The following is a 14262-nucleotide window of genomic DNA, read 5'->3' as shown; positions in this document are numbered from 1 at the left end:
CTTGAAATTATTGTTGTAGGGTCAAACCACGTTCTTGCATTTCATTACCGGGGGCGATCAGAACCTGCGCGATACACAGATCCCGAGTACGCCCTTACCGCTTGATACGTATCAAAATGGTTTGGCAGTGCCGCTGTACTTCTCCAGATACTTCAAGCGCTTTGACGGTTGAAGATTGGTCAGGTTGATATCGCCGGCATAGTGATTCAGTACACGATGGTCCATGCGACGCCGCCACAAGTACGGCACATAAGCCCAGACAATCATGCTGGCGTAGCCATACGGAAGTTGCGGTGACTCATCAAAGTGACGCAGCGACTGATAACTACGCGTAGGGTTGGCATGGTGATCGGAGTGCCGCTGCAACTGGAACAGAAAGATATTGGTGACAATTCGATTACTGTTCCACGAGTGACGCGGCGAGCAGCGTTCATAACGGCCATTGGGCAACTTCTGACGCTTGAGGCCGTAATGCTCGACGTAGTTCACCACTTCCAGCAACGAGAACCCGTAGATGCCCTGGATAATCAGGAACGGAATTACCGCCGCTCCCAGCCAGGCAATCATCGCGCCCCACAACACCACGCTGTACATCCAGGCGCTGAGAACGGCGTTCTTCCAGTGCAGGGCCGGCAGGCCGAGTTTGCGCAGGCGTTCGCGCTCCAGGTTCCAGGCCGACACGGCGCTGAACCACACCGAGCGCGGCAGGAATGCCCAGAAACTTTCACCGAGGCGCGAGCTGGCCGGGTCTTCCGGGGTGGCGACCCGTACGTGATGACCACGGTTATGTTCGGTGTAGAAGTGCCCGTAGAAGGTCGGCGCCAGGGTGACCTTGGCCAGGAACACTTCCAGGGGCTTGGGTTTGTGCCCCAGCTCATGGGCGGTGTTGATGGCAATGCCGGTGGCGGCACCGGTGGACATGGCCATGCCCACATAAGTCAACCAGCTGACTGCACCGTGAAGTTCAGTGCGCGCGGTGATGAACGCGGCGGTCTTGACCAACCAGCTTGAGGGTTCCAGGGTGGCCGTGGCGTGCAACAGGCCGCCGTTGATGATCCAGTCGATACCGCCAGCAGCGAGCCAACCGGTGATGACCACCGAGGCAATCACAAACAGCACGCCGGTGTAGACGATCCAGCGGTAGTAGCGTTGGGATTCAAGGTGGCTGACCGCAGATTCGGGCGGGTTGCTGACGTCTTCGCCGAGCAGGCCGTCAATCAGCGGAATCAGGCCGAAGATCACCAGTACGCCCACCCACCACAATTGTTGCACGCCTGTGGTGATGGCAAGGGCGCCGGAGAGCAAGGGCGTCGCCAGCGGCATGATGCCGAGCCACCACAGGTGGCGTTTGCCGTCGGCCCAGACATGCGGGGCTGCCAGAGTCTGGTTCATGGCAGCCTCCGAACGCATTCGGTGGGCAACGAGGCAGGCGACAGGTATACGGAGCGTTGACTGCTCCGGGAAATCAACCATGCGATAAAAGGCGTTTTTTTCATTATTTTATTCGCTCTTAGGCATTTCAAAAATAATTTCAAATTACACATTGAAATAATTTTTTTAAATAAATAGCGCGGAATCGTTAGGTCGTCAACTAGTTTCTCCAGCCCTTTTTTCCGTGACCGAGCAGTCTCTTTTCAGCCGTTTGGTCAGGTGCTCAGGGGCAGGCGTCAACGCCAGGCGCCGCAGTCAGGTGGCACTGTTACTGGCTCGCCAGGGCGACAGGTGGGTTTAGCGGCCGGACGCTCTCGCCGGGTCGAGCCCGCTTGGCCACCTGCTCCACCAGCGCCGCCACGCGCTCGGTGGCGGTGATCGGCAACATATGCCCCCGGCCTTCGATCACCTGCATTTTCAGCCCTGGCACCTTGCTGGCCAGGGCCTGGCCGTGTTTCTGGAAGTCGAGCACCTTGTCCTGCGCGCCGTAGATCAGGCCGATGGGCAGGGTCAATCGGGAGTAGCGCTTGACCATTTCCGGCAAGTGGTCATTGACCCGGTTGATCTCGGTGGAAGCGGCGTAGAAATTGTCGGGTCGCATGCCCAGCAAACCGCCGCCACGGGTGGCGAAGTCTGGTGGCGCAGGATCGGGAGCAAATACGCCCTTCACCACCGAGTCTTTGGTCAGCAGGCCGATGGGCAGGGTCAAGGTGTGGGCCACCCAGCGCCGCAGCCAGGCCGGGCGCACGGCCAGAGACAGGAACACCAGCGGCAGCATGCGTTGGGGGTGAGTCAAGGGCGCAACCAGCACCAGCCCGGATACGGCATGGGGATGGTCGAGGGCCAGCGCCAGGGCAATCGCGCCGCCCAGGGAGTGCCCCAGTACCAGCGGTTTGCCCAGGTCCAGCGTATTGATAAAGGCCGCGATTTGTCGCGCCTGGGCCGGCAAGTCTGCCGGCGTACCACTGTGCCGGGTGGAATAGCCTGAGCCCGGCCGGTCAAGGCTGATGACCCGAAAATGCTCACGCAACTGACCGGACAAGGCATAGGTCAGGTTGCGACTACTGCCCATCAGCCCGTGGATCATCACCAGCGGCGGGCCCTTGCCCTCTTCGACATAATGAAAGCGCTCGCCATCCACCTCGACGAAGCGCCCGTTGATCGGCACAGTCGCTTCAATGCGCCGCGTCATCCAGGCACTCAAGCCCCACAACGCAGCACTGGCGCCTGCCAGCACTCCCGCAGCGACAACCCATTCGACAGCCATAGCTCGGTCCTCTGCTTCCCTGCTGCTGGCGACCCGACCGGAATTGATCTGACCCCAGCCATCGTCCACGCCCTGGACCTACACTTCATGCATACCACGTTCGTCCGTCGGACAAATCGCTCATGCGCAGCAAGGTCCTAGCGTAGGCGAATTTTTCAGGTAGATTATTTAAAATCTTTTTTAAAATAAATAATTCAATTTTCCTTTGCAATGGTGTTCTATCTAAAAGACAAAACAAAAACAGGAGCACATCCGATGCCCAAGCGTTTTATTGACGAGGCAGCCCTATGAATGCCCCCAGCGACTCAATCCACATCGCCATCATTGGCTCCGGGTTCGCGGGCCTGTGCATGGCGATCAAACTCAAGGAAGCCGGGATCACCGACTTCTTTATTGCCGAACAGGCCGAGACCCTCGGCGGTACGTGGCGCGACAACCACTACCCAGGTTGCGCCTGCGACGTGCAGTCCCATGTGTATTCGTTTTCCTTTGCGCCCAACCCGAACTGGACGCGACAGTTCGCGGCGCAACCCGAGATTCGCGCCTATCTGGAAGACTGCGCCAGGCGCTTCGAACTGGCGCCCTACCTGCGCTTTGGCATGGGCCTGCAACGGGCACTGTTTGATGAACAGCAGCAGCGCTGGCAACTGACCTTCAGCGACGGCCGCCAGGTCAGCGCACGGGTGCTGGTGTCGGGCATGGGGGGGTTGTCACGCCCGGCAATGCCGGATATCCCAGGGTTGGACAGCTTCAAGGGCAAGCGCTTCCACTCCCAGCAGTGGGATCACGAGTATTCCTTGAAGGGCAAGCGCGTGGCGGTGATCGGCACCGGTGCCAGCGCTATCCAGTTCGTGCCACAGATCGCCCCGCAGGTAGCGCACCTGGACCTGTTCCAGCGCACACCGCCGTGGATCATGCCCAAGCCTGATCGGCCGATTTCAGCGTTCGAACGCTGGTTGTTCAAGCATGTACCGCTCACCCAAAAGCTGGTGCGCGCTGCGCTTTACTGGGCGCTGGAAGGCCGTGTTGTGGGCTTTGCCCTGCATCCACGCCTGATGAAAATGGTGCAGAAAATCGCCCTGCGTCATCTGCGCAAACAAGTGGCCCGCCCTTCCCTGCGCAAAACCCTGACGCCGGACTACACCATCGGCTGCAAGCGGGTGTTGATCTCCAACGATTACTACCCGGCACTCTCGCGCAGCAATGTCGAGGTGGTCACCGACAACGTACTGCGCATCGAAGCCGACGGCGTGATTACCGCCGACGGTATCAAGCACCCCGCCGATTGCCTGATCTTCGGCACGGGTTTCCAGGCCAGCGACCCGTTGCCCCGTGACTGCATCATCGGCCGTGAAGGCATCGACCTGATGGACGCCTGGCGCGATGGCGCCCATGCCTACAAAGGCACCACCGTGCCGGGCTACCCGAACCTGTTTCTGATTGTTGGCCCCAACACCGGCCTGGGGCATAACTCGATGATCCTGATGATCGAGGCCCAGGTCGCGTACATCCTCGACGCCCTGAAACACATTCAGCGCCAGCGCCTTGCCACGGTAGAGGTCAAGCCCGCCGTGGAGCACGCCTACAACCAGCAGTTGCAGGGCAAGCTCAAGCGCACCATCTGGAACACCGGCGGCTGCCAGAGCTGGTACCTCGACCCGCGCACCGGCAAGAACACCACGCTGTGGCCCGGCTCGACCTGGCGCTTCAAGCAGGTCACCCGGCATTTTGCCCTCAAGGACTACAGCGTCAGCCAGGCGCCGGCGCCCGCCCTGCCGCGAGCGGTTGCAACGCCCCACTCCACCACAGAAGGCAGCCTGTCATGAAGTCATTCAACGGCCGCGTCGCGGCGATCACCGGCGCGGCTTCCGGCATGGGCCGCGCACTGGCCCTGGCCCTGGCGCGGGAGGGGTGCCACCTGGCGCTGGCAGACAAAAACAGCCAGGGCCTGGAACAGACCCTGGCGCTGATCCGCACCTCGACCTTGTCGCCCGTCACTGTCACCACCCAAGTGCTGGACGTGTCCGACCGCCAGGCCATGCACGATTGGGCAGCACGCTGCGCGGCCGAGCACGGCCAGGTCAACCTGGTCTTCAATAATGCCGGGGTGGCGCTGTCGAGCACCGTCGAAGGGGTGGATTACGCCGACCTGGAATGGATCGTCGGCATCAACTTCTGGGGAGTGGTACATGGCACCAAGGCATTCCTGCCGTACCTCAAGGCCAGCGGCGACGGGCATATCATCAATACGTCCAGCGTGTTCGGCCTGTTCGCCCAGCCCGGCATGAGCGGCTACAACGCTACAAAGTTCGCGGTACGCGGCTTCACCGAAGCCTTGCGCCAGGAACTCGACCTGCAACGCTGCGGCGTCTCGGCCACCTGTGTACACCCCGGTGGTATTCGTACCGATATCTGCCGCAGCAGCCGCATCGACGCGAACATGACCGGTTTTCTCATCCACAGCGAGCAACAAGCCCGCGCCGATTTCGAAAAACTCTTCATCACCGACGCCGACCAGGCCGCCAAAGTGATCCTGCAAGGCGTACGCAAAAACAAGCGCCGCGTGCTGATTGGCCGCGATGCCTATTTCCTCGACCTGCTCGCTCGTTGCCTGCCGGCGGCCTATCAGGCGCTGGTGGTGTTTGCCAGCAAGCGCATGGCGCCCAAGCCGCGCACGCCGGTGTTTGAAACCAACGACGAGCCTCGACTCTGAACAGGAGGACGCACCATGTTGCCGATCCGTCGCGATATCCGTTTTGCCTTGCCTGCCGAGCGCATCAAGAACTGGCACGAACAAGGGCCGGTGGTCAGCCATTTCTTCAATGCCCTGTCGTTGCTGTTTCCCCAGGGCGAGCTGTTCTTCATGGACAGCGTGCGCCACTACCGTGGGCAGATCGATGATGCCGAACTGAAAAAAGAGATCCAGGGGTTTATCGGCCAGGAGGCCATGCACAGCCGGGAGCACGTGGCTTATAACGACTTGCTGCAAGCGGCCGGCCTGCCGGCGCACACCCTTGACCGACGCTTGAAGTTCTTCCTCGACCTGCAGAAAAAACACCTGCCGGCGTCGTTCAACCTGGCGGTGACCATCGCCCTGGAACACTACACCGCCATGCTCGCCGAAATCCTGCTGAGCGACCCGTCGCGCTTTGGCGACTCACTCAAGGGGTACCAGCAGATGTGGTATTGGCACGCCCTGGAAGAAACCGAACATAAAGCCGTGGCGTTCGATGTGTGGAACAGGGTGATTAAACCAGGGCCTGCACGTTACCTGCTGCGCACGGGGACCATGCTGACCACCAGCGTGCTGTTCTGGGTGGTGGTGCTGGATTTTCACGTGCGCCTGTTGATTGCCGACCGCACTTCGGGCGGCACGCTGAAGGGCTTGTGGCGCATGGTTAAGTTCTTGTATGGGCCCAAGGGGGTGTTTCCGCGGATGTGCCGGCCGTGGCTGCATTATTTCAAGCCGGGCTTTCATCCCTGGGATCATGACAACCGGGCACGGTTGACGGGCATTGACCGGTTGGTCGAAGAGATAGAGCGCACGCGCCGCAGTTACGACGCTTATCAAACTGACGCCCCTTGACCTAAATGTGGGAGCGGGCTTGCTCGCGAAAGCGGTGGGTCAGTCATATTGATGTCGACTGACACGCCGCCTTCGCGAGCAAGCCCGCTCCCACAGGGGGATCGCATTAGGGCAGAGAGGGTTACGCCAGGCTCTTGCTGACCACCTCAAACACATCGCTGGACAGCTCACCCGCGCCCAGGATGCGCTCCAGCTCCGCTTTCATCAGCGCCTGCCGTGCGCTGTCGTATTTACGCCAGCGTGTCAGCGGCGCCAGTTGGCGCGAGGCGATCTGCGGGTTCAACGTATTGAGCTGGATCACCAGGTCCGCCAGGAAACGGTAGCCCGAGCCATCCGCCGCATGGAAGTTGATCAGGTTCTGCCCGGCAAATGCGCCCACCAGCGCGCGCACCTTGTTGGGGTTCTTGATGGTGAACGCCGGGTGCTCCATCAGCGCCTTGACCCGCGCCAGCCCGCCCGGCAAGGTGCTGCCGGCCTGTACGCTGAACCATTGGTCCATGACCAGCGGGTTGTCCTTGAAGTTTTCCGCAAACACCGCCAAGGCCTGGGCTTTCTCTGCTTCGAACGGCGAGTTCACCAACACCGCCAACGCCGTCAGGCGTTCGGTCATGTTATCGCTGGTGTCGAACTGATCCAGGGTGGCCGCCAATACTTCTGGCTTGCCGCTGAGCATCAAGTAAGACAGCGCGATGTTCTGCAGCGCACGCCGGGCGAAGTGCTCGGCTTCTGCCACGTAAGGCGTTTGCTTGGACAGCTCGCGGTTGGCCTGGTAGCGCAGCCACAAGCCTTCGAACAGGTTGTCGGCCAGTTGCTTGCGGGCAAACTCGCGGGCAGCGTGGATAGCGTCCACATCCGCCACCTCGCTGATTTCCGTGAGGTAGGCTTCGCTCGGCAGCGAGAGCATTTCGGCGACCATGGCCTGGTCCAGGCTTTCATCGCTCAACACCGTGCGCAGCGCGTCGATCAAGCGCTGATCAAGCTTCAGCGACTGGCCCGCCTGATGCTGGCCGATCAGCTCCTGCAACACCTGCACGGCCAACTGCTGGCCAGCATCCCAGCGGTTGAAACCGTCGCTGTCGTGCTGCATCAGGAACATCAGTTGATCGCGGCTGTAGGGAAAGCTGAGCTTTACCGGCGCCGAGAACCCACGCAGCAACGAAGGCAAGGGTTTTTCAGCGATGTCGACGAAGGTAAACGTCTGCTCCGCTTCGGTTACCGAGATCACCCTTGAGGTGCCACCCGCCGTTGCTTCGCCGGCCAGGCGCAAGGCAATGCCGGCGCCCTGCCCGTCCAGCAAGCCCAGCTCTACCGGGATCACAAAGGGCAATTTCTCGACCTTGTCCGGAGTCGGCGGGCAGCTCTGGCGGAAGGTCAGGCTGTAGGTCTTGGCCGCCGCATCGTAAGCCTCGCTTACCGCCAGGCGCGGGGTACCGGCCTGGCTGTACCAGCGCTTGAACTGGCTGAGGTCGGCGCCATTGGCATCTTCCATGGCCTTGATGAAGTCGTCGCAGGTCACGGCCTGGCCGTCATGGCGTTCGAAATACAGGTCGCTGCCTTTGCGAAAGCCTTCGGCACCGAGCAAGGTGTGAATCATGCCGACCACTTCCGAGCCCTTTTCATACACGGTCAGGGTGTAGAAGTTGGAGATCTCGATAAAGCTGTCCGGGCGCACGGCGTGGGCCATGGGGCCGGCATCTTCAGCGAACTGGTGGGTACGCAGGTACGCCACGTCCTGGATGCGCTTGACCGTGGCCGAGTTCATGTCGGCAGAGAAGCCCGAGTCACGGAACACGGTGAAGCCTTCCTTGAGCGACAGTTGGAACCAGTCGCGGCAGGTCACGCGGTTACCCGACCAGTTATGGAAATATTCGTGGGCGACGATGGCTTCAACGCGCTGGTGAGCGGCATCGGTAGCGGTTTCGGCGCGGGCCAGCACGGCGCTGGAGTTGAAGATATTGAGGCCCTTGTTCTCCATGGCGCCCATGTTGAAGTCGTTGACCGCCACGATCATGAAGATGTCCAGGTCGTACTCGCGGCCGTAGGTCTCTTCGTCCCAGCGCATGGATTTTTTCAGGCTGGTCATGGCGTGCTGGCACTTGTCGATGTTTTCCGGCTCGACGTAGATGCGCAACGCGACTTCGCGGTTGGTCATGGTGGTGAAGCTGTCTTCGACGCACCACAGGTCACCGGCCACCAGCGCAAACAGGTACGCCGGCTTCTTGAACGGATCTTCCCAGGTCGCCCAATGCCGGCCGTCTTCGCCAGGGCCGCTGGCAATCGGATTGCCGTTGGACAACAGCACCGGATAGCTGTGCTGCTCGGCGATCACCGTGGTGGTGAACACGCTCATCACGTCCGGGCGGTCGAGGTAATAGGTGATCTTGCGGAAACCTTCGGCCTCGCACTGGGTGCAGAACATACCGCTGGATTTGTACAAACCTTCCAGGGCAGTGTTGGTTTCCGGGTGAATCTTGACGGTGGTGTCGAGGGTGAAGGTCTCACTCTTTGGCTGCACGGTCAGGTGGCTGTCGGTCAGTTGATAGTCAGCGTCCGTGAGCGGCTGGTCGGCCAGGTTGACACTCAACAGTTCAAGTTGCTGGCCGTCGAGCACCAATGGTGGCAAACCGGCGCCACGCTCGGGATTGCGGCGCATCACCAGCTGCGCGTGGACCAGGCTGTGGTCCTCGAACAACTCGAAGGTCAGGTGCGTCTCGTCGATCAGGTAGTCCGGCGCCTGATAGTCCTTCAGGTAAATCATCTTCGGTTGTTCGGTGCGCATGCTTGGGATCCTTCTACTGATGCACGGCGAGCTGGTAGGCCGTGTATTTACGAATGTTGATAACGCCGGTGTCGAAGATCAGGTATTGGCCCTTGATCCCCAGCAGCGTGCCTTCGGCAATCGGGTTCTTGTCCAGGTTGAAGCTGACGATCTTGGTCGGATACTGCTCGACCGGGTAGCGGATTTCAATCGGCTCGATGTCGGCAATGGTTTGGATGGCCTGCAGGCCAAAGCGTTCCTGCAAACCCAGCAAGCCCTCGGCGCAAGAGGCGAACAGCTCATCACGCACCTGCTTGAGGTCTACCGCTTGCGCCTCGCCCTTGAGCAAGGCGCGCCAGTTGGTCTTGTCGGCCACCTGGCTGCGGAACAAGTCTTCGACGAAGCCCGATTGCTGGCGCGTCGCCACGCGCATGATCGGCAGCGCCTGGCTGGCGCCCTGGTCCAGCCAACGGGTGGGCAACTGTGTAGCACGGGTAATGCCGACCTTGATGCCCGACGAGTTGGCCAGGTACACCACGTGGTCGGTCATGCAGAATGTCTCGCCCCAGCCCGGATCACGGCAGGTACCGGCGTCGTAATGGCAACGCTCGGGGCTCATGATGCACAGGTCACACTGGGCCAGCTTGGTCATGCACGGGTAGCAATAGCCCTGGCTGAAGCTGGTCTTGGTCTTGCGCCCGCAATGGCTGCAATGAATCGCGCCCAGGTATTCCAGGCGGACATGGGTACCGATCAACGGATTGACCGGCACCTCGGTGTCGCCCAGGCGAAAGGCGTATTGAACGGTCGGCTCACCGAGTTGCGCCGACATTTTGCTGACTGCACCGCGACCAATTTCAATCAATGGATCGCATCCGACTTGAACAGGATGTTCGCCACCGGTTCTGACTTGGACGCGCACTCCTGCGGGCCCATATAGCCGGTGCGCTGCTCTTCGGGCAGGTTCTGGATCTCCCAGGCGATCATCGCTTGCAACGACAATTCGCGCTGCTCGGCGGTGAGCTTGCGGCCATCGGACCATTTGCCGATCTCTACCGCGAGCTTGAGGCTCTCGTAGATGTCCGGGGTGATGTTTTCGATCATTTCAGCAAAAGAGGACATAAGGCTCTTCCTTATCAAAGAGACGCTTTGCGACGGTTGTACAAACCGCCGAGCAAACCCGTCAAGCAACCGATGACCAACCCGCCCACATGGGCCGCGTTGGCGATTTCGCCGAAACCGATCATCGAGACCAGCCCCGACAGGCAGAGCAGCAACCACACCAGCATCATCACCAGCACCCCACGGGGCAGGCGATAGGCCGGGTTGGGCGACAATAATTGAAAGATCCAGCAGTGCCCGAGCAGGCCGTACAACACGCCGGACAAGCCGCCAAACAAGCCGGGGCCACCGTAGGCGTATTGCGCGTAGTTGGAGACCAGGCTGAACAACAGGGTCAGGCCCAGCAGGTTGATGCTGCCCTGGCGCGCTTCAATGCGCCGACCCAGCTCCCAGTACCACATGCCGTTCATCGCCAAATGCAGGATGCCGAAGTGGATCAGCATCGGCGTGACCAGGCGCCACCACTGCCCCGAGGCCAGCGTGTCGGCCAGCGGCGTGAACTGGATGTACTCGCCCAGCACCCGGAACGGCAGGAAGGTCAGCCAGGCCATGGTTTGCAGGTTTTCGCCGAGCAACGTCACGGCCGCGACGATGAGGCTGGCCAGCAAAACCAGCGCGGTGACCGGGCTATGGCGCACCTGCTGGACAAAACCGGGCCGCGCAACCGGCGCCTGCTCGGGAATATCCAGTTGCTGGTCCGGGTCGCCAGCGGGGAAACGTTGATACAACACGCGCACATCGTCGCTGATGGCCTCGGGCACCCACAGCACCTGTTCACCCGCCTCCTCGCTGACGCGGTGCGGCACCTGCATGCGCTGCAGCAACTTGACGAAGCCGCCCAGGTCGACGCTCAGGGGCAAGCGCAATACAGCTACGGTACTCATGGAATGGCCTCTGGTCGCTCAACGTCGACCCATACGAATTTACGCGGATCCAGTTGGGTTTCCTGGTCGAGTCGATACGCCACCAGCTTGCCGTACAACACTGCGCTGTAGTCCAGGCAGGCCAGGTTCGGGCGGATCGGCGCCGGTTTGCCGCTGCGCCAGTAGTGGCCGACGAACAACAGCGGTTCATCGACGCCATAGCGCAGCAAAGAATTTTTTTGCGTGGACGACAACGGCGTGCGTGCCACCGGCTCCGGCAAGGCGTCGGGCTGGAACACGATGTCGCCGTAGGTCTTGGGGTCGTCCTCCCAGAACTTGGTGCGAAAGAACGACCGCGTCAGGCCATCGCCACCGGTCAGGGTGAGCCCATCGGGCAGGCGCATATCGGTGCCGCGCAACAGGCGATCGAATGCATTGCAGGCGAAACTGCCCGGTACGGCGGCGGCTTGCAGGAAGTGTTGGTCGATGCAGCCGTCCGGGAAGGTCGCGCGCAGCGGCTGGATAAAGCTGTCGTCCCAGCACGCGTGCACTACGCGAAAACGCCCGGCGTCGACAAACAGCGGCATGTCGTAGAACCAGCCGAGGAAGTCGTGCCAGTCGGCCGGGTGGTGTTCGAACTGGGTCAGGGTCTCGTGGATCAAGCGGGCGTGGCGCGGGTTGTGCTCACGCACGAACTGCTTGCCGCTGCCCGGCGGGGCCGGCGTGGTCCAGCCCAGCGCATTGAACTCGTGGTTGCCCATGATGCACAGCGCCTGGCCGGCCTCGGTCATATCGTGGACGATATGCAGCGCCTCGCGGATGCGTGGGCCACGGTCGATGATATCGCCCAGGAACACCGCCATGCGCGACGGATGGCGCCAGGTGCCGCCCTGCTTGTGGTAACCCAGTTGGTCGAGCAAGTGCTCAAGGGTATGAGCGCAACCGTGCACGTCACCAATCAGGTCGTAGCTACGCGCGGGATCGAGCATCAGTCGCCTCCACCCCCCAAGCGGCTGCCCCAGCCCAACTTGGTGCGGCACACTTCGTAGTAGTTGTGATCCAGCGGGTGGATCAAGCGCAACTTCTGTGCCTTCTTGCTCACGGTGATGGTGTCACCGGGGGCGCAGGTGAAATGGTTCTGCCCGTCGCAGGAGACTTGCGGGTAGATTTGCATGTCTTTGGACACCACGATTTTCAGCTCACTGTTGCCATCGACCACAATTGGCCGACTGGACAACATATGGGGGTACATCGGCACGATCACAATGGCATCGAGCTTGGGGTGCATGATCGGGCCGCCGGCCGACAGCGCGTAGGCGGTAGAACCGGTGGGCGTGGCGACGATCAGGCCGTCGGCTTTCTGGCTGCAGACGAACTGGCCATCGATGTACAGCTCGAACTCGATCATGCGCGTGGACTTGCCGGGGTGCAGCACCACGTCGTTAAGGGCATCGCCCTGGCCGATCGCCTCGCCATGGCGGCGCACTTCGGCCTGCAGCAGGAAGCGGTTCTCCACCAGGTAATGGCCGTCGAGCACCTTGGCCACTTCGATTTCCAGCTCATCGGGGCGGATGTCGGTGAGGAACCCCAGGCTGCCGCGGTTGATCCCCAGCACCGGCACGTTATGCCGCGCCAGCGCCCGGGCGGCGCCGAGCAGGCTGCCATCACCGCCGACCACGATGACCATGTCGCACACCTCGCCGAGCATCTTGCGCGACGAGGTTTGCAGGCCGTGGCCAGGAAGGATTTCAGCGATGGTGTCTTCGAGGATCACATGCAGGTGGCGCTCGAGCAGAAACTTCTTCAGCCGGCGGACGGTGTCCAACACCTGGGTACTGCCCAGGCGACCGATAATGCCGATATTGCGAAATTGCTCCATGGGGCTCCTGCGGGATCTGGGGTGAGGCAAAAAGAGCGATTATGGGCGAAAGGCCGCCTCAGGCAAAATCCTTTGTCGCCGCCACACCTTGATGACAATGGTTCTCAGGCACCTTCTGCGCGCTGAAAAGGCTATGCTCGGACCATGACCCCATTCCCCGACTTGCACACCCTGCCCCGCCAACTGCGCCACCCCGAGGTGCGCGACCTGGCGTGGGTGATGCTCGCGCCGCCGATGCTGGCGCAGACGCCTTGGCCGCAGCGCCATCCGCTGGCGGGCAGTGACTGGGTGCAGGCCCCTCACCAGCTCGAAGCCTGGCTGCGCCAGCTGGACCAGGACAGCAGCGCGCTGCAGCAGTGGCTGAGCCTGTCACGTACCCGGCGCCTGGGCCTGTACTACGAGCGCTTGTGGCAATTTGCGGTGCAGCAGGCGCCGGGCGTGGAGTTGCTGGCCGCCAACCTGCCGATCCGCCGTGCCGGGCACACCCTGGGCGAGCTGGACATGCTGCTGCGCGACCGCGATGGGGTGCACCACCTGGAACTGGCGATCAAACTCTACCTGGGCCCGCAGGACGGCAACGGCCAGGACACCGCCCAATGGCTGGGGCCTGGCTGCCATGACCGGCTTGACCGCAAACTCGCGCACCTGGCCCAGCATCAACTGCCGATCTCCGCGCGGGCAGAAAGCCGCGAGGCCTTGGGGGCGTTGGATATCCAAGCGTTCGATGCGCATTTGTGGCTCGGCGGCTATCTGCTCTACCCCTGGCCCGGCGCGGCGCAATCCCCCCTCGGCGCTCACCCGCAGCATCTGCGTGGGCGCTGGTTGCATCAGCGCGACTGGACAGACTTTGTCAGCACCCGCCCGGCGGGCCGCTGGCAACCCCTGCCCCGCCATGCCTGGCTGGCGCCCGCGCATTACCCGGCCGATGAAGTGTGGAGTGAGGTGCAGATGCAAGACTGGCTGGCAGAGCTGGACCCCATGGCCCCGGCGCAGTTGCTGGTGCGCATGGTGCCGAACGGTGAGGAGTGGGAGGAAGCCGAGCGGTTGTTTCTGGTGGCTGATCTTTGGCCGAATGTGCCGGGGACAGGCTGATAGGTGTGGGGTGTTTGAGGGCCTCATCGCAGGCAAGCCAGCTCCCACAATTTGACCGCGCAGCCGATTCCATGTGGGAGCCGGCTTGCCTGCGATGGCGATAGCCCAGGCGCTACAGCTTATCGATGTGCTGATACTCCAACTGAAGCCACACCGTTTGACGCGCCGCCTATCCCTGTGGGAGCTGGCTTGCCTGCGATGGCGACAGCCCAGGCGCTACAGCTTATTGATGTGCTGATAATCCAACTGAAGCCACACCGTTTG

General features: G+C 61.6%; 12 protein-coding genes. 4 read left to right on the top strand and 8 right to left on the bottom strand.

Annotated elements, in window-relative coordinates:
• Positions 1-111 precede the first annotated feature (111 nt).
• On the bottom strand, positions 112-1392 hold the full coding sequence (locus GIV35_RS23155) for an alkane 1-monooxygenase (protein ID WP_213153730.1): 1281 nt from the start codon (positions 1390-1392) through the stop codon (positions 112-114).
• Positions 1393-1699: 307 nt separating this feature from the next.
• A complete protein-coding gene (locus GIV35_RS23150) occupies positions 1700-2698 on the bottom strand; it encodes an alpha/beta fold hydrolase (RefSeq protein ID WP_186527382.1) in 999 nt (332 codons plus the stop codon).
• 287 nt (positions 2699-2985) lie between these two features.
• On the opposite strand from GIV35_RS23150, the gene GIV35_RS23145 reads away from it, so the two are divergent.
• The 3 genes from GIV35_RS23145 to GIV35_RS23135 are packed head-to-tail and all read left to right on the top strand — an operon-like array spanning position 2986 to position 6284.
• Positions 2986-4524, top strand: coding sequence for a flavin-containing monooxygenase (locus tag GIV35_RS23145; protein ID WP_236265514.1), 1539 nt, complete (start codon positions 2986-2988; stop codon positions 4522-4524).
• Positions 4521-5411 carry an SDR family NAD(P)-dependent oxidoreductase gene (locus GIV35_RS23140; protein WP_054897522.1) on the top strand — a complete coding sequence of 297 codons (891 nt, stop codon included), beginning with the start codon at positions 4521-4523 and terminating at the stop codon, positions 5409-5411. The genes GIV35_RS23145 and GIV35_RS23140 overlap by 4 nt, the downstream gene beginning before the upstream one ends.
• 15 nt (positions 5412-5426) lie before the next feature.
• Positions 5427-6284 (top strand): metal-dependent hydrolase, encoded by an 858-nt coding sequence (locus GIV35_RS23135; protein WP_236265511.1) that lies wholly within the window; start codon positions 5427-5429, stop codon positions 6282-6284.
• 121 nt (positions 6285-6405) lie between these two features.
• Here GIV35_RS23135 and pepN read toward each other — a convergent pair whose 3' ends face one another.
• From pepN to GIV35_RS23105, 6 genes are read right to left on the bottom strand one after another with little or no spacing between them, the layout of a single operon-like run.
• Positions 6406-9063 carry an aminopeptidase N gene (gene pepN, locus GIV35_RS23130; RefSeq protein ID WP_105227032.1) on the bottom strand — a complete coding sequence of 886 codons (2658 nt, stop codon included), beginning with the start codon at positions 9061-9063 and terminating at the stop codon, positions 6406-6408.
• Positions 9064-9076: 13 nt separating this feature from the next.
• Entirely contained in the window at positions 9077-9907 is an 831-nt protein-coding gene (locus GIV35_RS23125) for a DUF2797 domain-containing protein (protein WP_168220177.1), read from the bottom strand.
• Entirely contained in the window at positions 9904-10164 is a 261-nt protein-coding gene (locus GIV35_RS23120; protein WP_005788688.1) for a YeaC family protein, read from the bottom strand. Before GIV35_RS23120 ends, GIV35_RS23125 begins: the two co-directional genes overlap by 4 nt.
• Positions 10165-10178: 14 nt before the next feature.
• Positions 10179-11048: a rhomboid family intramembrane serine protease gene (locus GIV35_RS23115; RefSeq protein ID WP_105227033.1), complete on the bottom strand. Its 870-nt coding sequence runs from the start codon at positions 11046-11048 to the stop codon at positions 10179-10181.
• Positions 11045-12019, bottom strand: coding sequence for a metallophosphoesterase (locus GIV35_RS23110; RefSeq protein WP_161905160.1), 975 nt, complete (start codon positions 12017-12019; stop codon positions 11045-11047). The genes GIV35_RS23115 and GIV35_RS23110 overlap by 4 nt, the downstream gene beginning before the upstream one ends.
• Complete coding sequence (locus GIV35_RS23105; RefSeq protein ID WP_200648892.1) at positions 12016-12906, bottom strand: NAD(+) kinase; 891 nt, start codon at positions 12904-12906, stop codon at positions 12016-12018. Before GIV35_RS23105 ends, GIV35_RS23110 begins: the two co-directional genes overlap by 4 nt.
• A gap of 144 nt (positions 12907-13050) precedes the next feature.
• Here GIV35_RS23105 and GIV35_RS23100 point away from each other — a divergent pair, with 144 nt between their 5' ends.
• Positions 13051-13998 (top strand): DUF1853 family protein, encoded by a 948-nt coding sequence (locus GIV35_RS23100; protein WP_236265510.1) that lies wholly within the window; start codon positions 13051-13053, stop codon positions 13996-13998.
• The last annotated feature ends 264 nt before the right edge of the window (positions 13999-14262 follow it).

This window comes from Pseudomonas sp. PA-1-6B (genome assembly GCF_021609545.1).
In the GTDB taxonomy this organism is placed as follows: domain Bacteria; phylum Pseudomonadota; class Gammaproteobacteria; order Pseudomonadales; family Pseudomonadaceae; genus Aquipseudomonas; species Aquipseudomonas fluorescens_BV.
The sequence above is the reverse complement of the archived record's forward strand: the minus strand, read 5'-3'. Positions and strand labels throughout refer to the sequence as shown.

Excerpts from the sequence above, each read along its gene's own strand:
- GIV35_RS23120 (WP_005788688.1), bottom strand. The coding sequence starts at position 10,164 with ATGTCCTCTTTTGCTGAAATGATCGAAAACATCACCCCGGACATCTAC.
- GIV35_RS23135 (WP_236265511.1), top strand. The coding sequence starts at position 5,427 with ATGTTGCCGATCCGTCGCGATATCCGTTTTGCCTTGCCTGCCGAGCGC.
- GIV35_RS23100 (WP_236265510.1), top strand. The coding sequence starts at position 13,051 with ATGACCCCATTCCCCGACTTGCACACCCTGCCCCGCCAACTGCGCCAC.
- GIV35_RS23105 (WP_200648892.1), bottom strand. The coding sequence starts at position 12,906 with ATGGAGCAATTTCGCAATATCGGCATTATCGGTCGCCTGGGCAGTACC.
- GIV35_RS23155 (WP_213153730.1), bottom strand. The coding sequence starts at position 1,392 with ATGAACCAGACTCTGGCAGCCCCGCATGTCTGGGCCGACGGCAAACGC.
- pepN (WP_105227032.1), bottom strand. The coding sequence starts at position 9,063 with ATGCGCACCGAACAACCGAAGATGATTTACCTGAAGGACTATCAGGCG.
- GIV35_RS23145 (WP_236265514.1), top strand. The coding sequence starts at position 2,986 with ATGAATGCCCCCAGCGACTCAATCCACATCGCCATCATTGGCTCCGGG.
- GIV35_RS23115 (WP_105227033.1), bottom strand. The coding sequence starts at position 11,048 with ATGAGTACCGTAGCTGTATTGCGCTTGCCCCTGAGCGTCGACCTGGGC.
- GIV35_RS23150 (WP_186527382.1), bottom strand. The coding sequence starts at position 2,698 with ATGGCTGTCGAATGGGTTGTCGCTGCGGGAGTGCTGGCAGGCGCCAGT.
- GIV35_RS23140 (WP_054897522.1), top strand. The coding sequence starts at position 4,521 with ATGAAGTCATTCAACGGCCGCGTCGCGGCGATCACCGGCGCGGCTTCC.